Origin of the sequence: Brachyspira innocens ATCC 29796 (genome assembly GCF_000384655.1) — a bacterium.
Taxonomy (GTDB): domain Bacteria; phylum Spirochaetota; class Brachyspiria; order Brachyspirales; family Brachyspiraceae; genus Brachyspira; species Brachyspira innocens.
Window position 1 is genome coordinate 50,527 of the sequence record NZ_ARQI01000128.1, and the last position, 22,288, is coordinate 72,814.

General features: G+C 29.2%; 18 protein-coding genes. 8 read left to right on the forward strand and 10 right to left on the reverse strand.

Annotated elements, in window-relative coordinates:
* Position 1 precedes the first annotated feature (1 nt).
* The 7 genes from F811_RS0113685 to F811_RS0113715 form a co-directional block, all read right to left on the reverse strand.
* A complete protein-coding gene (locus tag F811_RS0113685; protein WP_020005803.1) occupies positions 2-2,857 on the reverse strand; it encodes a HAMP domain-containing methyl-accepting chemotaxis protein in 2,856 nt (951 codons plus the stop codon).
* A 79-nt stretch (positions 2,858-2,936) separates the two neighbouring features.
* A complete protein-coding gene (atpD, locus tag F811_RS0113690; RefSeq protein ID WP_020005804.1) occupies positions 2,937-4,349 on the reverse strand; it encodes a F0F1 ATP synthase subunit beta in 1,413 nt (470 codons plus the stop codon).
* 71 nt (positions 4,350-4,420) lie between these two features.
* The gene (locus tag F811_RS0113695; RefSeq protein ID WP_020005805.1) at positions 4,421-5,350 is read right to left on the reverse strand and encodes an inositol monophosphatase family protein; all 930 of its coding nucleotides are present in this window, start codon (positions 5,348-5,350) and stop codon (positions 4,421-4,423) included.
* Between the two features lie 13 nt (positions 5,351-5,363).
* Positions 5,364-6,143 (reverse strand): MlaD family protein, encoded by a 780-nt coding sequence (locus F811_RS0113700; protein ID WP_020005806.1) that lies wholly within the window; start codon positions 6,141-6,143, stop codon positions 5,364-5,366.
* A gap of 41 nt (positions 6,144-6,184) precedes the next feature.
* Positions 6,185-6,967, reverse strand: coding sequence for an ABC transporter ATP-binding protein (locus tag F811_RS0113705; protein WP_020005807.1), 783 nt, complete (start codon positions 6,965-6,967; stop codon positions 6,185-6,187).
* Position 6,968: 1 nt separating this feature from the next.
* A complete protein-coding gene (locus tag F811_RS0113710; protein WP_020005808.1) occupies positions 6,969-7,946 on the reverse strand; it encodes a type I phosphomannose isomerase catalytic subunit in 978 nt (325 codons plus the stop codon).
* Between the two features lie 38 nt (positions 7,947-7,984).
* Positions 7,985-8,422, reverse strand: a complete 438-nt coding sequence (locus F811_RS0113715) for a 2-thiouracil desulfurase family protein (RefSeq protein WP_020005809.1) — start codon at positions 8,420-8,422, stop codon at positions 7,985-7,987.
* Between the two features lie 342 nt (positions 8,423-8,764).
* Between F811_RS0113715 and F811_RS0113720 the strand changes: the two genes are divergently transcribed.
* The 8 genes from F811_RS0113720 (at position 8,765) to F811_RS0113755 (ending at position 17,115) form a co-directional block, all read left to right on the forward strand.
* On the forward strand, positions 8,765-9,706 hold the full coding sequence (locus F811_RS0113720; RefSeq protein ID WP_020005810.1) for an Rpn family recombination-promoting nuclease/putative transposase: 942 nt from the start codon (positions 8,765-8,767) through the stop codon (positions 9,704-9,706).
* Positions 9,707-9,975: 269 nt separating this feature from the next.
* Complete coding sequence (gene frr / locus F811_RS0113725; RefSeq protein WP_020005811.1) at positions 9,976-10,524, forward strand: ribosome recycling factor; 549 nt, start codon at positions 9,976-9,978, stop codon at positions 10,522-10,524.
* Entirely contained in the window at positions 10,521-11,237 is a 717-nt protein-coding gene (locus tag F811_RS0113730; protein ID WP_020005812.1) for an undecaprenyl pyrophosphate synthase, read from the forward strand. The genes frr and F811_RS0113730 overlap by 4 nt, the downstream gene beginning before the upstream one ends.
* A 7-nt stretch (positions 11,238-11,244) precedes the next feature.
* Positions 11,245-12,150, forward strand: a complete 906-nt coding sequence (locus F811_RS0113735; RefSeq protein ID WP_020005813.1) for a phosphatidate cytidylyltransferase — start codon at positions 11,245-11,247, stop codon at positions 12,148-12,150.
* A 103-nt stretch (positions 12,151-12,253) separates the two neighbouring features.
* Positions 12,254-13,579, forward strand: coding sequence for an extracellular solute-binding protein (locus F811_RS0113740; RefSeq protein WP_020005814.1), 1,326 nt, complete (start codon positions 12,254-12,256; stop codon positions 13,577-13,579).
* 385 nt (positions 13,580-13,964) lie between these two features.
* On the forward strand, positions 13,965-15,296 hold the full coding sequence (locus F811_RS0113745) for an extracellular solute-binding protein (RefSeq protein WP_020005815.1): 1,332 nt from the start codon (positions 13,965-13,967) through the stop codon (positions 15,294-15,296).
* Positions 15,297-15,427: 131 nt separating this feature from the next.
* Complete coding sequence (locus F811_RS0113750; RefSeq protein WP_020005816.1) at positions 15,428-16,285, forward strand: carbohydrate ABC transporter permease; 858 nt, start codon at positions 15,428-15,430, stop codon at positions 16,283-16,285.
* Positions 16,282-17,115 carry a carbohydrate ABC transporter permease gene (locus tag F811_RS0113755; RefSeq protein ID WP_020005817.1) on the forward strand — a complete coding sequence of 278 codons (834 nt, stop codon included), beginning with the start codon at positions 16,282-16,284 and terminating at the stop codon, positions 17,113-17,115. Before F811_RS0113750 ends, F811_RS0113755 begins: the two co-directional genes overlap by 4 nt.
* A 140-nt stretch (positions 17,116-17,255) precedes the next feature.
* Here F811_RS0113755 and F811_RS0113760 read toward each other — a convergent pair whose 3' ends face one another.
* The 3 genes from F811_RS0113760 to murD all read right to left on the reverse strand — a co-directional run bounded on the left by F811_RS0113760 (position 17,256) and on the right by murD (position 22,206).
* Positions 17,256-18,836: an amidohydrolase gene (locus F811_RS0113760; RefSeq protein WP_020005818.1), complete on the reverse strand. Its 1,581-nt coding sequence runs from the start codon at positions 18,834-18,836 to the stop codon at positions 17,256-17,258.
* Positions 18,837-18,866: 30 nt separating this feature from the next.
* Positions 18,867-20,687 carry an ABC-F family ATP-binding cassette domain-containing protein gene (locus F811_RS0113765; RefSeq protein WP_020005819.1) on the reverse strand — a complete coding sequence of 607 codons (1,821 nt, stop codon included), beginning with the start codon at positions 20,685-20,687 and terminating at the stop codon, positions 18,867-18,869.
* 103 nt (positions 20,688-20,790) lie between these two features.
* Positions 20,791-22,206: a UDP-N-acetylmuramoyl-L-alanine--D-glutamate ligase gene (gene murD / locus F811_RS0113770; protein ID WP_020005820.1), complete on the reverse strand. Its 1,416-nt coding sequence runs from the start codon at positions 22,204-22,206 to the stop codon at positions 20,791-20,793.
* Positions 22,207-22,288 lie beyond the last annotated feature (82 nt).

The following is a 22,288-nucleotide window of genomic DNA, read 5'->3' on the forward strand; positions in this document are numbered from 1 at the left end:
ATTATTTATTTTTTACTCTATTACTTTCCTTTCTTAACTCTTTTAACCTTTTCTTTTCTTCTTTAACTCTTTGTTTTTCTGCCTTACGTTCTAATTTTAATCTAGCTTTATCTACAGAGGCAGTTTTCACTTTATCTTTAGCTATTTCTTCCTCGGTTTTTTCAGTTTTGAAAGATATAACTAATTTATAAAGCTGTAAGAATATATATTGAAGTTCTTTAATTCTCTTATCCATAACTTCCATATTATTACTGCTTGTAGTAGAAAGATTAGAAACATTCTCTATAGAGTTTACAAGCTCTTTCATGTCAGTTTCTGTAGCATTAACAACATTAACAACATCTTCAGCCAATTTATCAACACTAGAAATATTCTGACTAACAGCCGAACTCATCTGCATTTGTTTAAGAGAAAGCTCCTGAACATCTTCAGTGATATTATTCAAGTTAGTAATATTCATTAAAATTTCACGTCTTCCTATATCAAGCTCATCATTAGCCCCTGATATAGTAGCTATTAAATCGGCAAGAGTATTAGAACCTTCCAAAATCTTTTCCATAGATTCAGAACTTCTAAAAGCTAAAGATACCGTTTTATCTATAGCCTGAGTAGTTTCTTCAATAATTTCGTTAATTATTTTAGAGTTCTCACCTGTATCTTCTGCCAATTTTCTAATTTTATCAGCAACAACTGTAAAACCTCTTCCATGCTCACCTGCATGTGCTGCTTCTATTGCGGCATTCATAGCCAAAAGGTTTGTCTGTTCAGCAATATTATGTATAACTTGAGTAATATTTGTAATCTGTTTAGAATACTCTTTAATACTTTGAATAGAATCTACAACAGATTCACCTATATTACTTCCGTCCTGAGCTTCTGTATAAAGTATTTTAGCATAATCATTTGCCTTTGTAGCTCCATGGCTTACAGTAACAATATTTGCCATCATTTGCTGTACAGAACTACTTGTTTTAGATACCGCTTCTGACTGTAGTTTCATTTTATTGTTAATATCATTGATATTTTCTAATAACAACTGAACTGTTTCATTAACTGCGGTAAATCTAGTTCTCTGCATAAAACTTACTCTAGCAGCATTTGCTGAAGATTCGGCTATTTTATTAGAATTTTCAAGTTCTGTTTCAAATTCCTTATATATGGTATTAAAATCACTTATACTAATACTAATAGAAGCTCTCATGTTTTGAATATTTCCAGTTAAAGTATAAGCATTGTTTTTTACGCTTACAATAATATTTTTTACTTTATCCAAGAATTTATTAAAAGAGTGAACCAATTCTCCTGATTCATTATTACTAATAATAGGAAGCCTTATAGTTAAATCTCCTTCACCTTCACTAATAGAATCAGAAACATTTTTAGCAAATACAAGGGTTTTTCTTAAAGAAAGAATTAAAGCAAGTATTACTATTAAAAATGCCAATAATCCCAAATAAATTGCTATTGATGATTTAATGATAGTTTCTCTGAATAATTTATTATTATAAGCATTAGTATGCTGCCACAAATTAATAATATACAAATTATTAAAGATAGAATATTTAATTGCAAATTTGTTTGTATTTTTTATAGGAATAATTTTAATATTGCTGATATTATTTCTATAATTATTATTTCTAGTGTCTTTAATATCTGCAGAAACAACCGCATTATCTAAATCTCTTTGCATAGCTCCTAAAGCTGCAGGATTATTTGAAGCCTTTATAATATATAAATCGTCTGTTATAAAAATATCCAAATTATTTTTAAAAGCTATATCGCTCAATATATCCTGATAAACTGAACTTCTCACTTCTAAACTAATCAAACCAATATTTTTATTATTCAATATAATAGGCTCATAAATATAAAATACATCTGAATTAGGTATAATATCAACTATAGAATTAGTACCGTCATACATCTTTGCCAAATTATTTCCAGAAAGATTAGGTCTGAGATTAGTACTTATTGTAACCAAATTATTTACATCATATTTCCACTCTATAGCTAAATTATTCATACCCTCAGTATTAAGAGATATGTTAATATTATCAAAATCTCTTATAAAAATAGAAAAACCAGAAATATTATGATCATTAGCATATCTTGTGCTTAAATATGAAGACAATGTTTCTACATAATTATTTAATGTATAAATATCGCCTCGTATAATATTCATATATGTGGATATATTATCTGCAACAGTAACATATTTAGACATACCATCATAAAAATTATTGATAAAATCATTAGCGTAACCTTTTTTCAACATCATATCATATTGACTGTCATAAACTATTTCTGATCTGTAATGCAAACCATTAATTAATGTAACAATAAATATCATAGTGGCCATAGAAGTAGGAAGAAAACTATAAACCATAGGCAAATAATACTCTTTTCTGCCAGTCTTCTTATATAAAGGTCTTACTAATATATTAAAAAATATAGATGAAAATGTCATAGCTATAGTAATCAGAAATATTACCATTGTCAGACGTATATTAACTATTTCAAATAATGTAACTCTTTTTGTTAATAGGTGTATAGTATATGATACAATTGCTACCAAAATTACAGCAATACCTGATTTAATAACAAATATTTTTCCTAATGGTATATACTTTCCTCTTTCTACTTTTAAGCAGTCAAAAAACATACTAATAGGAATAACTATCATCAATAGAAGAATAAATAAATATACATAACCTATCAATGAATTTTCCAACTGATAAATAGTTTTTAGTAGGATAGAGTATGAACCTACTGATATGCAGGCCATTATGATAAAAGATATTGGTATATAAAATTTTAATCTTCTTTTTAGTTTATCTTCATTTACTTGAAAAAGCATACTATACAACCTATAAAATATTTTGAATACTATTTAAACTATCGGTATAATACTATTATTATTTAGCAGTAATAATATATTAATTACTCATAGTTTTAGCTTTTGAAACAGCTTCTTCTATAGATCCTACAAATCTAAATGCTTGGTCTGGCAAATCATCATAATCGCCATTACAAATACCTTTAAAACTTCTAATAGTATCCTCTAATTTAACATACCTTCCCTGAAGACCTGTAAACTGTTCTCCTACAAAGAAAGGCTGGCTTAAAAATTGCTCTATTTTTCTAGCACGTGATACTACCAATTTATCCTCTTCTGAAAGCTCATCAGCACCAAGTATAGCGATAATATCTTGTAAATCTCTGTATCTTTGAAGTATATGCTGTACTCTTCTTGCAGTATCATAATGTTCCTGACCTAAAATATTAGGATCTAATATTCTGCTTGTTGAAGCTAAAGGATCTACTGCTGGATATATACCTTTTTCACTAACTTCTCTTGATAATACAGTAGTAGCATCAAGGTGAGTAAATGCTGTAGCTGGAGCAGGGTCAGTAAGGTCATCGGCTGGTACATAAACGGCCTGTATAGATGTAATAGAACCGTTTTTAGTGGATGTAATTCTCTCCTGAAGACCGCCCATTTCTGTTGCCAATGTAGGCTGATAACCTACTGCCGAAGGCATACGTCCAAGAAGTGCTGATACTTCACTTCCAGCCTGAGTAAATCTGAATATATTATCTATAAATAAAAGCACATCAAGACCTGCTGAATCTCTGAAATACTCTGCCATAGTCAATGCTGTTAATGCTACTCTAAGTCTTGCTCCCGGAGGCTCATTCATCTGACCGTAAACTAGACAAGTTTTATTAATAACTCCAGACTCTTTCATTTCTGACCATAAATCATTACCTTCTCTTGTTCTTTCTCCTACACCAGCAAATACAGAATAACCGCCATGCTCGCTTGCAATATTGTGTATAAGCTCCATTATAAGAACGGTCTTACCTACTCCAGCACCTCCGAAAAGACCTGTTTTACCGCCTTTAATATATGGGGCTAATAGATCTATTACTTTAATGCCTGTTTCAAAGATTTCAAGTTTAGGTTCTAAATTTTCAAATTTAGGAGGAGCAGCATGTATAGACCTATATTCTTTAGCTTCTATAGGCTCTCCCTTATCAACTGTCTGACCCAATACATTAAAAATTCTTCCTATAGTTTCAGTTCCTACCGGCACCATTATATGATTTCCTGTATCAAATATGTCATCACCCCTAGATATACCGTCTGTAGACTCCAATGCTATAGCCCTTACTCTTCCGCCGCCTAAATGCTGCTGAACTTCGCAGATTATATGTCTTTGAACACCTTCTATTTCTTTATCTATATAAAGTGCATTTAATATAGCAGGAAGATGACCTTCCTCAAACTCAGCATCTAGGGTAGAACCTACAACCTGAACAACCTTACCTCTTTTTCCTTCTACCATAAAACATTCCTTATCTTTTATTGTTTTTTATTGTTTTTTTTCATTGTTCCTATTTTATACCTATTAAAAACTTATTCAAGTACCTTTATCATTTCTTTGTGAATTTTTTTATTACTTGCTATATATTGTTTTTTTGAAAATATATTATATTCTTTCATATTTATGTTGCTTACCATTCCGCCTGCACGTTTTAGTATAACTGTTCCTGCACATATATCCCAAGGTGAAAGTCCGTATTCAAAAAATCCGTCTGCAGCTCCTTCAGCTACCATACATATATCAAGTGCCGCAGAACCGTCACGCCTTAATGCCAGACTTCTTTTTACCATATTAGCAAAATCTACCATTCTATCATGCAAGAAATCATCATCTACACTGGCATTATAATAAAAACCAGTTATTATCATTGATTCTGCTAGCTTATTGCTGCTGCTTACTCTAATAACCTTATCATTTTTATAAGCTTTAGATTTTATATGTGCCTTATAAACTGTGTTGGTTAAAGGAGCATAAACAACACCAAGTATAGGTATACCTTTATAAGCAAGACCTATTGATACACAATAAAAAGGATATCCATGTACAAAATTACTGGTTCCGTCTATAGGATCTACTATCCAAGTAAATTTTTTTTCTTCAGAACTATCTGAAGCACTTGATTCTTCCCCATAAAAACCAAATGTAGGATAGCATTTTAATAAATATTCTCTAATAATCTTTTCATTTTTTAAATCAACTTCCGTAAATAAATCTGTTTTTCCTTTTTTGGATATACTTTTAGGACAGCCGAAATATTTCAAAGAATATTTACCCGCTTTTACAGCTGCTTTTTCTGCAGATTTTAAGCATTTATTTAATTTAGATTTTGGAATATCATTTATTTCTTTTAATATATTATTGTATTCTATTTCTTTTTCTGATAATGATGTTTTAGGCTTTTCTTTGCTTATAGAAATACCTTTAATACCTTTCATAATTAATGTTATAATATCATCTATCATTATTATCTCCTACTTATTTCTTTTCTGTTTCTCTAAATAGTAAAGTTGAAGGATTATCTCTTAATTTTTCACTAAATATTCTCATATTGTTTATTATTTCATTAATATTAGTCTGCAAAGTAGTATCTTTCATCACAGCTCCAGCAGTACCTTTTCCATTTTCTACATCTGATATAATATAAGATAAATCCCTAGTTATATTATTAATATGAGATAAACTATCATTAACATTTGAAATAGCTTTTGTTATAGTTGTTTCATTAGTACCTATAATATCTGATATCATATTTATAGTCTGTGCCAAATTAGTTATTACTGATGAAAACTCCTGAAAATTCAAATCCTTTCCTATATCACCAATAGAACCCAATGTAGTTTCTATACTGAAAGGCTCAACTCCTTTTATTACACTGCCTGCTGCTATACTTGTCATACCAGTAGTTGTAGTAGAAGGAGGAGATACCATTATATACTTCTCTCCAAGTCCTAAACCAACTGTCTGTATAGAAAATTTTGTTCCTTCAGGTATTACAACTGTTTTATCTGTTATAAATAAAGTTACTCTAATAGTACCATCTGGATTAATACTTATTTTTTCAATAAAACCTATCTGTATACCGCCGCCTCTATATGAAACTTTACCATTTTCCTGCAAATCACCTATAAATACATAATCCACATAAAGCCTGTATCCGTCTCCTTTTAACTTTATCTTACCAAGAAGTATTATAGCACCTACAAATAGTACTAAAGTTATGATAAAAAATATACCTAATTTTACTTTATTTTTCATAATAGTTTTCCTTATCCTAAAAATTATATATAAAAAATGAATTAATCCTTTGGTCTTATACTTTCTATATCTTCACCCTTTTTTGCTATACTGCTCATAAAAAAGAATTTTAAATGAGGGTTATCAGTTTCACCCAAATGATCAGGGTCTCCACCCTCAATAATCTGCCCCTTATGAAGCATAACAACTCTGTCTGACATTCTAAACACACTTGTCATATCATGAGTTATAACAATACTTGTAACATTAAGAACAGACTGCATTTTTACTATCAAATCATCTATAACCCTAGACATTACAGGGTCTAATCCAGTAGTAGGCTCATCATAAAGAAGTATTTGAGGATCCATAGCAATAGCACGTGCCAAGCCTACACGTTTTTTCATACCGCCTGAAAGTTCTGAAGGCATTTTATGTTCGATATTGGGCATACCTACCATTTCAAGAACTTCTGCTACTTTTACTTTTATTCTATCTTCAGGCATGTCTTTTTTTATTCTTCTAAGCCCAAAACTTACATTTTCATACACATTTAATGAGTCAAATAATGCTGCACCTTGAAAAACCATAGCAAATTTCTTTCTCACTTCTGTAAGTTCATTATCAGAAATTTTATTTATATCCTGCCCGTCTACAACTATAGATCCAGAATCAGGCTGAAGCAAACCTATTAAATGTTTTATAAGTACACTTTTACCGCATCCTGAATTTCCTATAACAGACAGAGTCTCGCCTCTATTAACCTTAAGATTAACTCCATTAAGCACTCTTTGAGGTCCAAAAGTCTTATAAACATCTTTTAATTCTATAATAATATCACTCATATTATATAGCTACCTTTAGAAATTTTATACAATTATCACTTTTTATTATATAATTTCCCAAACTGGCTGGTATCAAAACCGTTTTTCCAATATGAAGTTTAATAATATTATCTGGAATATCCGATTCTATCGAACCGTTTCCATCGATAACCATAATTATTTCAAAACTCTCTTTATTGGTTTTAGAAGAATACATGCCATTAACAATATATTCATCTGCTGTAAAGTATTCATTAGAAAATACTCTATTAATTTCTAATGATGCATCTTTAAATTTATTTTGTTTAGATGATTTTAGGCTAAATGCATTAATATCTTTTATAACATTAAAAGAATCTTCTATATGAAGCTCTCTTGAGTTTCCATTTTTATCAACTCTATTCCAATCATAAAGCCTATATGTAACATCGCTTGGAGTTTGTATCTCTGCTATAACAGCATTTCCTAATATAGCATGTATGCAGCCGCTTGGTATATAAAAGGCATCTCCCTTATTTATATGAAAATAATTGAATTTATCTTCTATATTTTCTTTATTAAGCAAAGCTCTATTTAAATTTTCTTTAGTAATATTTTCTTTTAGTCCTATAAGAAGCTTAGCATTATCTAATGCATCAATAACATACCACATCTCATTTTTACCATGTTTATTATGCCTTTTATTAGCATATTCTTCATCGGGGTGTACTTGTATAGATAATTTATCTCTTGCATCTATGAGTTTTATTAATAGCGGAAAATAATCCTCTTTACATTTTGTTCCAAGAAGTTCAGAACCATATTCTTTTACCAAACATGATAAAGTCTTTCCTTTAAGGTCGCCATTAGACACTACACTATTATCATTAGGCAAATCGCATATTTCCCAACTTTCTCCTATAGCTTTACTTTTATCAAAAGGCTTTGAATATATGGAAGCCAATGAATTGCCACCCCAAATAACTTCTTTTGGTATTTCATTAAATTCTAGCAAATACATAGCTTAATTATATAAGATAAAATAAATAATTCAATATACTATAATTCAAAATATTCTTTTATTTTACACTCTCCTATAATTTTTACATTATTATTAGAAAGCAAATCAGCACAAATGCCATTACCTTTTATCAATACCTTATTAAAAGTGCCGTCATATATTTCTCCAAATCCGCAAGAAGGGCTTCTCTCTTTTAATATAGCTAATTCAGCATTATATAACTTTGATAGTTTAAGCACCTCATTAGCACCATTAATAAAATTTTCTGTTACATCTTCATTATCTTTATTGATAACATTTCTATTAATAATTTCAGCAGGTTTTCTAGGCGTAGGAAGACCTCCTAACTGTTCGGGACATATTGGAATAAGATTATAACCTTTAGATATTAGTTTTATAAGAATATCTGATTTATTATCATTACCATCATATCTGCATTTTACACCCAAAAGACATGCACTTACTAATATATTCATAATAGACACTCTCTATACTTTTGATTATTCATTATAACTTAAAATCATTTTATTTACAGCAATGTAATTTTTTTTATATTATTTTTTAAGTCAAATAAATTTTATAATACTTGTCTCAAAATCAAATTAATAAATATTCATAATATTTTACTTTTTAGTATTTTTATTTTTATGATTGCATCTTTACCTTGTATAAACTAGTTTGTATACATACTTCATTTTTGCATCTAAAATATATAAAATACAAAACATTATATTTATAATTTTATCAAATACTTATTAAACGAGTTTAATAAATAATCAAAACTTTACTTTTATATATATTTTTTGTATAATAACACTATGAAAGATTTAGATAGATTAAAACAAATATTAAATGAGCCTGTTACAGTTGATAATTTAAATAGAATTAATGACTATTTTATACGCTATTTATTTTCACATACAGGCAATGAAAATATAGCTTTAAACTTTATTAATGCCGTATTTAAAGATTTAAACTTTGAAACTTTTAAGAAAATAGAAATATTAAATCCATTTAACATAGCAAAAAATTATGATGAGAAAGAATCAATAGTTGATATAAAAGCAACAACTGAAACAGGTATAACTGTTTTAATAGAAATACAATCTAGAGGAAATGAAGATTTTATAAAAAGAGCTTTATACTATTGGGCTTATAATTACAGTTCTAGTTTAAATAGAGGTTCTTTTTATGATGAATTAAAACCTACTGTAAGTATCAATATTACAAATTTTATATTAACAGATGAAGATAAAGTACATAGCTGTTATGTTTTAAAAGAATTAAATAACAATAAAATTCTCACAGATCATTGTCAATTGCATTTCCTTGAGCTTCCTAAATTCAATTTAAAAAATATTTCTGCAATAGAAACTTTAGACAACATACATAAAGAATTTATTTCTTGGGTAAAATTTTTTAAGGGGGAAGATATGTCTATCTTAATGAAAGAAAATACCATATTTGAAGAAGTAGAGAAAAAATGCCAGACTTTTGTTAATGACAGCCCAGTAATGGATAAATATAAAAAACGCGAAGTAGACACATATTTTTTTAATAAGAGTATAGAATTAGATATGAAAAAAGCTAAAGAAGAAGGTATAAAGGAAGGCATAGAACAGGGCATAGAAAAGGGAATAGAGAAAGGAGAAAGAAATAAAGCAGTATCTATGGCAAAAAATATGAAAGTTAGAGCTATGGATATTAATCTTATCAGTGAATTAACAGGATTGAGTATCAAAGAAATAGAAAAATTATAATATAGTTATGCAATTTTTTACAAAATTAAGTTAGCTATAGTCTAGTGATAAAAAGACTGGTTGGATTTAGAAGCATGTAACAAATCAGGCTATGTACTTCATAATGGAAAATACTCTTATAAAAATAAAAACACTAAAAATTTAAATAGTACAATTAGTTATTAATTTAGTTTTTAAACAACTCTAATAATTAGCTTGACAATAGTATTATATTAAATTATAATTTACTAAAATAAAATTATTTAAAATTAAAAGAGGTTTTATTATCTATGTCAAAAGAATCGTATAAAGACAGAATGGAAAAAGCTATTTCAAGTTTGCAAAATGATTTAAAAGGTATAAGAACAGGAAGAGCTAATGCTTCTATACTAGACGGAGTTAAGGTAGAGGCCTATGGAAGCAATATGCCGTTAAAACAAGTTGGAAATGTTTCTACTCCAGATTCAAGAACTATTATGATACAGCCATTCGATAAAGGATTGGTTAGCGACATAGAAAAAGCTATATTAAAAGCTGATTTAGGTTTTAATCCCTTCAATGACGGCGGTAATATAAGAATAGTTGTGCCAGAACTTACAAAAGAAAGAAGAGAAGAATTAAAAAAAGGTGTAAGACATAGAGGCGAAGAAGCTAAAATAGCTGTACGCAACATAAGAAGAGATGAAAATGATAAAATAAAAAAAGAATTGAAAGATAAAACTATCACTGAAGATGAATCAAAATCTCAAGAGAAAAAAATACAAAATGAAACAGATGCCTATATTAAAAAAATAGATGAAATGATTAACACAAAAGAAAAAGAATTAGATACTATATGATTGAACAGAATACCCCCATACATGTAGCTATAATTATGGACGGCAATGGAAGATGGGCAAAAGCTCATAATAAAAGCAGAAGTTACGGACATAGAGCTGGAAGTGAAAATGTTATTAATATAGTCGAAGCCTCTGGAGAACTTAATATAAAATACTTAACTTTATATGCATTCTCCACCGAAAATTGGAAAAGACCCGAAGAAGAAAAAAAAGCTCTTTTTCAATTATTAAAAGAATTCTACAAAAAAGAAATAAAAAGACTGATTTCTAATAATATACTGGTAAAACATATAGGAGATATATCTCTTTTCCCAAAAGATACTATAAAAACTATAGAAGAAACAGAAAAAGAAACATTGGAAAAATGTAAAAATCCGATATTAACTGTAGTATTAGCTTTAAATTATGGTTTTAGAGATGAACTGAAAAATGCTTTAAAAAATATATGCTATGATGCTAAAAATAATAAAATAGATATAGAAAATATTGATGAAAACTTTATTCAAAATTATCTATATACAAAAGATATTCCAGACCCAGATCTTATTATAAGAACATCTGGAGAGGCAAGACTTAGCAATTTTCTTATGTATCAGGCCTCATACAGTGAGTTGTATTTTACTGATATATTATGGCCTGATTTCTCTAAAGAAGATTTTAAAAAAGCTATAGAAGAATATTCAAACAGAAATAGAAGATACGGAGGCCTATAATTTTATTATGAAGAAAAGACTTATATCCGTAGCAGTTACATTGCCGCTCTTTACCATAATATTGCTTTATGACAAAGTTATTTCTCTCTTTCATTTATTAATATTATCAATATCAATTTTTAGTGCTTCAGAAATATTCTATATGGCTAAAGTTCACAGACAAAAAAACTTAAGAACTGTTGTTGCCACTATGATAGCCATGGTATTAGGATATATTATAACTATTTGCGGTATTAAAGTATTCAAAGGTGATTTTTCAGCACTTTATAAAATAATAGAAACAAAAAATCCGTCTATGGATCTATCATTAGTTATGGTTTTTGCATTAATAGCTGCCCTATTTATCATAAATATATTCAAAGTTAATGTCTCAACATTTGAAGAAAAAGGACGTGCCATATTAACAGCCGTTTTCTGCTTTATATATGTAGGTTTAGGAGTATGGCATATATCTCTTATGCGTTTTATGCCTAGCGGTAAATATTATATAGTTTTTATATTATTATGTGCTTGGCTAAGTGACACTGGCGGATATGTAATAGGAAGAAAATTAGGAAAACACAAACTTTCCAATAGTGCCTCTCCAAATAAAAGCTATGAGGGACTTATAGGAATGTTTATATTTACCATACCTATGGGGCTTTTATACTACTATTTATATTCTAATGGATATTTAACTCCAGTACTTGGGAAAAATATACCGCACTTTACATTGCCGCAAATAATACTACTAACTTCAATATTTACTCTAACAGGATTTCTTGGAGATATGGGAGAAAGCCTTATAAAAAGAATGTATGATACTAAAGATTCAAGTAAATTGTTTCCAGGTCATGGAGGAGTATTTGATATATTTGATAGCGTCATATTAACAGCTCCTATTTCGTATTACATATTCCTGCTCTTACAATAAATTATAAAAAATACATATTATTAATCTTTTTTAACTCAATAAAATTGCTTTTTATAATATAAGTAGTATAATAAATTTACTTATATTACTAAGGAGTTATCATATGAAACATTATTTAAATCTGTTTCTAATCATTTTATTTTCTATAGTTCTTTTTTCATGTAACGGTACAGAAAAAAAACAGTCTGAAGTAGTAAAACTTCCTGCTATAGATGAAAATACTGAAACAGAACTTATTGTATGGGGATGGAATGTCGCTGCAAAAGCATTAGAAGAAACAGCTAAAACATTCAATGAGAAATATCCCAAAATAAAAATCACTGTACAGGAATTCGGCGGAGCTGGACAATTGTACAAAAAAGCAGGGGTTGTATTATCTTCTGGACAAGGTGTTCCAGATATTATGCAGCTTGAAAGTGATTATGTTCAAACTTATGCAGAAACTTATCCTCAGTATTTTTTAGATTTAAAATCATTAGCTCCAAAAGATATTGATATAAAAGTTGATCCTTCTAAAGTATCTACAAGCTATGATACAGAAGGAAAATTAGTATCAATAGCTTGGGATTCTGGTCCTGTAGTAGTATTTTATAGAGCAGATTTATTTAAAGAAGCTGGAATTGATCCTAACAGCATCACTACTTATGATGAATATATAGCTGCAGGAAAAAAATTCCAAGAAAAATTTCCTAATATAAAATTCCTAGGAAATATGTTTATTCAAGATGACGGAGTATGGAGAAATTTGATGGTTCAAAATAATACATACTACTTGAATAGAAACGGAGAAGTTACTATATCCTCACCTGCTGCTGTAGAAAGTACAAAAGTATTAAGAAGTTTTTTAGATGAAGGTATAATGGCTAACACTGTTAATTGGGACGGTTCTATTAGGGCTAACAAAAGCGGAGAAGTAGCCACTTATATATCAGGTGCTTGGTGGGCTGGTACTATAAAAGATCAAATGCCAGAAATGAAAGGAAAATGGGCTATTATGCCTATGCCTGCTTATTCTAAAGGAGGCGTTAGAGCTTCTTCTCATGGCGGTTCTACTTTAACAATTACAGCTTCAGACCCTATAAAACAGGCTGCTGCTTGGGCTTTTATAGAACATTCTTTATTAAATGTTGACAGTCAATTACTTATGTATAAAAATTATGGATTATTCCCATCATATCTGCCAGTTTATGATGATCCTAGATTCCAAGAAGCTGATGAATATTTTGGAGAAGGATTTAATCAAATGTTAGGGGATATAACTAAACAGATACCTGCTGCAATTTATACTTCATCTGATTACTCTGAGATTCGTAATATATGTGTTGCTGCATATGAAGCTATTTTAAACAATAATGCGGATATACAAAAAACTTTAGATGACGCTGCTTTGCAAATAAGCGGTGCTACTGGAAGAAAAATAGCAAAATAATAGTATTACAAATTTAATATTAATGAATATAAGCGTTCTGCATACCAATGCAGGACGCTTTTTTTATTTATAGTATTAGACTTATTTTAAAAGTATTTGACAAGATTAACTTTAAAATTATGAATAAAATTAGTTTTGAAACAAATCTATTATAATTTTATATAAACAAAAAACATACCAGATTAATATGGAAATTTAATTGCTTGAAATATTATAAAATAGCAATATAATAATTTTATATATAATTAACGGTTTATTTTTTAGAAGTTAAATCTTAATGAAAGTATAGTTTTTCATAAAATAATATAATATTATTATATTTTCAAATTGATTTTTCTATTAAATATTACTATAATATAACATATAATAAATATAGGAGTACTTTATGATTAAGAACTACTTTTACCGTCTATTAGTGGTATCGATTACAGTAATTATGCTCTCCTGCTCTGGAAATAATGCAGTAGAACAAACCGAAGTAAACTTACCAATAATAGATTCAGATACTGAAACAGAACTTACAGTTTGGGGCTGGAATGTAGCCGCTAAAGCATTAATGGAAACAGCAAAAACATTCAATGAAAAATACCCTAAAATAAAAATTAATGTTCAGGAATTTGGCGGTCCGCCTCAATTATATGAAAAAGCAGGTGTTGTATTATCTTCAGGACAGGGAATACCTGATGTAATGCAGATAGAAAGCGATTTTATTCAAACTTATTCTGAAACTTACCCTCAAAGATTTTTAGATTTAAAAACTTTAGTTCCTACAAATTTTAACTCTATTGTAGACCCTTCAAAAATTCCTACAAGTTATGATACTGAAGGAAAACTAACTTCTATACCTTGGGATTCAGGTCCTGTAGTATTATATTATAGAGAAGATTTATTTAGAGAAGCTGGAATAGATCCAAACACTATTGAAACTTATGATGATTTAATTGCAGCTGGAAAAGACTTGCAGGCAAAACTACCAAATGTAAAATTAACTGGTTTTAGCTTTACCCAAGATGACGGCGTGTGGAGAACTTTAATGGTTCAAAACAACATATACTATCTTGATACAAATGGAAATATTACTCTGTCTTCTCCAAGAGCTGTAGAAAGTATGCAGCTTGTAAAAAGATTAATAGATGAAGGATTAGTATTAAATACAGTAAACTGGGATACTGGAATAAGAGCACATAAAAACGGAGAAATAGCGATGAGCTTTAACGGAGGCTGGTGGGGAGGCACTATGAAAGATCAAATGCCTGAAATGGCTGGTAAATGGAGAGCTATGGAAATACCTGCTTATACTCAAGGCGGTGTAAGAGCTTCTTCTTTAGGAGGTTCAACTCTAACTATAACTGCTACAGACCCTATTAAACAGGCTGCTGCTTGGGCTTTTATAGAACATTCCCTTCTTAATACTGACAGCCAGCTTTTAATGTATGAAAAATATGGGCTTTTCCCTTCATATCTTCCTGCTTATGAAGATGAAAGATTCTTACAGCCAGATCCTTATTTCGGAAATCAAAACTATAATGAATTATTAGGTAAAGTTACTAAAAATATACCTCCTGCTTTATACAATTCTGATGATTACTCTGATTTGAGAAATGTAGCAGTAAGTGCATATGAAGAGATAATAAATAATAACTCTGATATACAGGAAACTTTGGATGCAGCCGCTCAGCAGGCAAACAGTATAACTGGAAGAAAAATAATAAAATAATAATTTTTATTGCTAGTAATAAACTAACACTAAAAATTTAATATTATTAAAAATTTTATTTATACGGTATTAAAAAATCATTTAATACCGTATAATCTTATAATAATAAAAAATAATAAGGAGAGCGGCAGATGCAATTAAAGAAAAATATTACCCCATGGCTCTTTATTGCCCCAGCTTTAGTATTTATAGTTTTATTCAGCATATATCCGCTTATAGAAACTATATTCCTAAGCTTTATGACTCAAACCAGAGGTCATTTAGTATTTAACGGCATTAATAATTTCAAAAGATTATTTTCAGATCAATACTTTTATGTATCTTTAAAAAACTCTTTAATATATTTAATTATACAAGTTCCTATAATGACATTATTAGCTATACTTCTTTCTATAGCACTTCACAGAGGAATTACAAAATTAAAAGGGTTATACAGAACAGTATTTTTTATACCATTTATTGTGGAATCTGTAGCATATAGTTTGATATTTGTAATACTTTTTCAGGAAAGAGGTGTAATAAATTATTTACTATCTTTATTTAATTTACAGCCAGTTATGTGGCTTACTCAAACTTGGCCTGCTAGAATAGTAATAATGCTTATAATGACTTGGAGATGGACTGGATATAATATGATTATAATATTGGCTGGACTTCAGGGAATACCAGAAGATTATTATGAAGCTGCTACTATTGACGGAGCTAATGCTTGGCAGCAGTTTGTTCATATTACAATTCCAATGCTTAAACCCGTTATATTATTCTCTACCATACTATCAACTATAGGTACTCTAAATCTATTTACAGAGCCTTACCTTTTAACAAACGGAGGACCTAATAATTCAACTATAAGTTTGGGATTATACATATACAGACAAGCATTCCAATCTATTAACTTAACTTATGCTGCTACAATATCAGTGGTTATACTTGTAATAGTAGGATTTCTTTCTAGGCTTCAATTGAAATTTGGAGGGGATAAAAAATGACAAGAGCAAAACAGCAAAAAATCACTAGAATAATATTATATATTGTTCTTACAATAGGTATGATAGCATGTGTTTACCCGCTATTTTTCATGTTAATAGCTTCTACAAGAGTATCAGGCGATATATTTTTATTTCCTCCTCCTATAACTTTTGGAGACAATTTTTTTGAAAACTTAAAAAATTTGCAGGAGAGAATACCTATATGGTATGCATTATTTAATTCATTCAAAATTGCTGTTATATATACTATTATTAATTTATTAGTATGTTCAATGGCAGCATACTCTATTTCTAAATTTAATTATAAAGGAAGAAACATAGTCTTTGTAATTATAATGCTTACAATGATGCTTCCAGCACATGCTAAGTTAGTACCTTTATACAGAATGATGACTGCTTTAAATATACAAGACACTCATTTAGCAATAATACTCCCTGATATAGCAGGAGCTTTTGGTATATTTTTAATGAGACAGAACTTCCATTCTGTGCCTGATACTTTAATAGAAGCTGCAAGGATAGATGGTGCTAATGAATGGACTATATTTATAAAAATAGTTATGCCTTTAATGATACCCGCTTTAACCGCTTTAGGAATATATATGTTCGTTGCTGAATGGACTAACTTCACTTGGCCATTAATTATATTAAATACTCCTGAAAAATTTACATTGCCTGTAGCATTGGCTCAGTTGAAAGCTGATACTAGAATAGACTATGGACAAATTATGGTTGGTGCTATATTTGCTGTTGTTCCTATAATGGCGGTATTTTTAGCATTACAAAAATACTTTATATCAGGATTAACTGGAGGAGCTGTTAAAGAATAATAAAGAATAATATTTATTGTTATAATACAATAAAACTTATTCATACAAACTATTAAAATAAAATTATTGAACAATAAAAAATAAAGGGGCTAATTTGATAATTAAGCCCCTTTTTTTATATTTTAATCAATCAAATAATATCATGCACTATAAACTATATCGCCGTCAATTATAGTTTTTAATACTTTTATATTTTTTATATCTTTAACATCAGCTTCAAATATATCTCTATCCAAAACTATAAAATCAGCTAATTTATCCTCTTCAATACTTCCTTTTATATTATCTTCAGAAGACATATAAGCACTTCCCATAGTATATAAATAAACTGCCTCTTTTACTGTAAGTTTTTCCTGAGGCATCCAGCCGCCTTCAGGCCAGCCGTTTAAATCCTCTCTATTAACAGCACAGTGTATACCTTCCATAACACTAATACCATCAACAGGACCAGCAGAACCAAATCCTATTTTTACTCCCATATCCATAGCTGTTTTAAAAGCATAGCTACTAGAAGCCTTTTCATGTCCTACCCTATCTTCTACAATATGCATATCATAGTGAAGAAATATAGGCTGATAATATATACCTACATTTAACTGCTTCATTCTTTCAAATAATTGTTTATCTGTTATCTGACAATGAACTAAACCGTTTCTTCTATATTTAAAATCTTTAGTATCTTTTATTTTTTCTATTGAGTTTAATGCCATGTCAATAGCACCATCTCCAGTAGCCTGTATGGCCAAAGAATAATCCAAACTATTAGCATACTCTACTAATTCATCAAGCTCTTCCTGCTTATACTGAGTAACTCCTTTAAAACCTTTAGCATCATTATAGTCATCTCTTAAAAGTGCTGTTCTCGAACCTATACCGCCGTCTATAATAACTTTTATGCGTGCTACTTTAAATCTCTCATCGTTAATATATTGATAATAATAATAATCTCTGAAATCATCTATATCTTTTTTATTTATAAACTGAGCCTGTTCGCATACTCTTATTTTAAGTTTTTTCTCTCTGTTAAGTTTCTGATATGCATCTATTATTTTTCTATAATCAAAGTCTGGCAAACTTCTCAAGTCATCTGTCTGTACAGAAGTAATACCCATTTTGAAGAATTGCTCCTGAGTATCTAATATTATTGATTTTAAAGTATCTATTTCTAATGATTTAATTTTTGATAAAATTAATATCATATCTTTAGAACTTATGAGCCCGTTTTCAAAATCTATACTGTCAGATTTCATATCTTCAGTAACACCGCATAATTCAAGGGCCTTACTATTTGCCACTATCATCTCGCCGCATATTCTTCTAAAAGCTACTGGATATTCACTAGATATTTTATCCAAATCATTTTTATTAAGCATTCTTTTCTCTTCAAAATAATCCTGATTCCAGCCCCAGCCTATAACCCAGCCTTCATATTTTTCAGCATTTTTAGCTAATTCAATAACCTCTCTTATAGACTCACATTTACTCAAATTAAGCATAGTATTAAAACGGGCAAAACCTACAAAATTAACACAGCTGTCATTAAATCCAGGTATAACAGTTCTGCCTTCCAAATCAATAATCTCTTCAGCATCTGCATATTTTTTTAATACCTCTTCATTAGTCCCTGCAAACGCTATTCTGCCATTTTCAACAGCTAAAGCCTCATAAATACTGTCGTTCTTATCCATAGAGTAAATCTTAGCATTTTTAAAAATTCTCATAATTTGACTATCTCCTACATTTTATTTTACTTACAACATAGCCTTTATATTGTCTATCTCTTCATTGACCAAAAGCCATTCGTTTTCAGTTTCTTCTATTAATCTCTTCACTTCCAATAAACGCTTACTCTTCTCATCATCATAACTTGAAGAAGTTTCAAAAAACTTTAATATATCAGCCTCTTCTTTTTTATAATCCTCAATTTGTTTTTCATGCTTTTTCAGCATTGATTCGCATTTTGAAAGTTTATTTCTAATTTTTTTTCTCTCTTCATAATTACTATTATTTTTTTCATCAGTATTATTACTACTTTCTTTAACGCCGTTTTTTTCCTGATACTCTAATTCCTTTTCTTCCTCTTCCAATGCTTCAATTCTTACCCTATAAACATAAGCCTCATAATCCCCAGAATAAAGTGAAAGTTTTTTGTCCTTAACTTCTATTATAGTATCAGCAAGCATACTGGCAAAAGTTCTGTCATGCGAAGTAAAAAATATTGTTCCGCCATAATCTCTTAAAGAAGATGCAAGTGCCTCAACTGTTTCAAAATCCAAATGGTTAGTAGGCTCGTCCAAAATAAGAACATCAGCACATTGAGTAATGGCAGCAAGAAGTGAAAGCCTAGCCATCTCTCCTCCGCTTAAAACCTTTACATCTTTATTTACATCTTCGCCTGAAAATAAAAAACTTCCTAAAAGTGTTAAAAGTTCTTGAGTTAATAGACCCTGTTTGGCATTCTTTTTTAAATATGACAAAACTGTATCATTTGATGTTACATTTTTATAAGTATCCTCTCCGAAATATGCTATCTTTATACCGTATGAATAATTATAACTTCCAGATACGGGCTCAAGTCTTCCAGCTATAGTTCTTAAAAAAGTAGTTTTACCTTCTCCGTTTTGACCTAAAACAGCAACTCTGCTTCCTCTTGCTATTTCTATACGTCCGCTTTCAGCAACTATTTTGTCTCCATATCCTACAGCCAAATCATCAGAAATAAGAGCGAAACCTTTTTTTTCTGGAACTTCTGGAAGTTTTATCCTAACATTTTTTGCTGGGTGTGTAATTTCTATAGTTTTTAATTTTTCTATCTGCTTTATACGAGACTGTACTGCTTTTGCCTTTGTAGCTTTATACCTAAATCTTTCGACAAATCTCTCTAAATGAGCTTTTCTCTCTTCCACATTTTTATTATACTTTTTTATTGTATACTCTTTTTCCTCTTTATATTCAAAATAATCTTCTATATTACCTGGGAAATAAGTTATTTTGCCGTTTTCCATTTCTATAGTTTTTTCGCATGTTGTTTTTAAAAACTCTCTATCATGCGAAACTATTAAAAATCCGCCGTTATAATCCATTAAAAAATTTTCTAAATCTATTAATGTATTTAAATCCAAGAAGTTTGAAGGTTCATCGAGTATTAAAAAATTAGGCTCATAAAGCATCATCTCAGCAAGCTTTACACGCATTCTATAACCGCTGGATAAACTTCCTAAATTATAATTAATCTTTATATGATCTATTCCAAATCTGCTTGCTATTTTAGAGCATTTCCAAGATTCTTTTGATGTAACTCTTGTAAGATAATCTATTACTTTTTCACTCTCATCAAAATCACCTTGCTGACGCAAATAACCTATTCTCACATCATCAGAAAATATTATCTCCCCATCGTCAGGCTCTTCAAGCCCCATAAGGATTTTTAAAAGAGTGGTTTTGCCTGCTCCGTTTCGTCCTATCATGCCTATTTTTGATTTCTCTTCTATAAGCAAATTAACATTATCAAGCAGAACTTTGTGAACAAATCTCTTGGATATATTTACTATGTTTATAATACTTCTAGCCATTTCTTTTTTACTTAAAAAATTTTCTATTTTAAAAAAGGATTTTATAATAATTTTAAAAAATATTCAAATACAAAAATAAAAATAATTCTATTAAATTATAATATTATTCTTTTGTAATATTATCTAGTTTATAGACTAAACTCTTGAAATATTTTCCTCTCTCCTCATAATTTTTAAACATATCAAAGCTGGCACAGCCCGGGGAAAGTAAAACAGTATCACCGTTTATAGATATTGCAGAAGCATAATTAAAAGCGTCTGTAAAATCTTTTATAATAATCTTATTCTCAAAATGTATCATATCATCAAGAGCTTCAGCAGCCTCTCCTATAAGTATCAATTTTTTTACTCTGCTTTCTATAAGATTATTTAAAGAAGTAAAATCTATATTTTTATTACGTCCGCCCATTATAAGTATTATATCCTTATCAAAAGATTTCAAAGCACTCATAACAGCATTCATAGATGTAGCTTTAGAATCATTAATATATTTAACTCCATTTATCTCAGCAACCAACTCTACCCTATGTTCTATACCCTTAAAATTGTTAACAACATGCTCAATATACTCTACTGGTATATTATCTTTCAAACATACTAAAACTGCTGCAAGTATATTTGCTACATTATGTTTACCTAGTATTTTTCTTTCTTTTATAGAAAATAATTTTTCATTCTCATAATATATATACTCATCTTCTTCATTATAATAAATATCTGCAAATTTGCTTTTTAATGAAAAAGTCAAAAGTTTCATCTTGCAGTTATTATTAAATTCATTATACCAAATATTAGTATAAATATTATCATAATTAAGTATAAGAAAATCATTTTTATTTTGATTGATACTTATATTTTTTTTGGCATTGAAATACTCTTCTATATCTTTATATCTGTCAAGATGATCTTCGGCAATATTCAGTACTGCTGCTATATGAGCATGAAATTTCTCAACTGTTTCTAATTGAAAACTTGAAAGCTCTAATACAATATCTTCATCTGGCTCTATAGTTTCAACCTCTTTAGAAAAAGTATTTCCTACATTACCCACAAGTCTTGCCTTTTTGTATGAACTTATTATTTTATGAATAAGCGTAACTGTAGTAGTTTTTCCGTCTGTACCTGTTACTGCTATATAATTTCTATTAGGCAAAAGATTGTAAGCAAACTCTATCTCCCCTATTATTTTTATACCTCTTCTTTTAGCTTCTTTTACTATCTCTATAGTATGCGGAATACCAGGGGAAATTATTATAAGAGTTATACCATCTAAAATAGATATTTCCTGATTTCCGAAAAAGAGTTTGGCATTTTTATCTTTTAATGCCTCTATACTATCCTGAAGCTGTTCTTCTGTTTTACTGTCGCTTAAAGCATATTTTATATTGATATTTAAACTTGTATTAATATCGTATAAAATATTTGCTATACTCACACCGCTTCTTACAGTGGCACCCAATATCAAAATATTTTGTTTTTTTAGGACTTTTATATATGTTTTATTCAAATCAAGAATCATTTTAACACACCAAATATTTATTTTTTATAAAAACTAATTATAACAAAATAATAATAAATTTAAATAATTTATTTTTTATAAT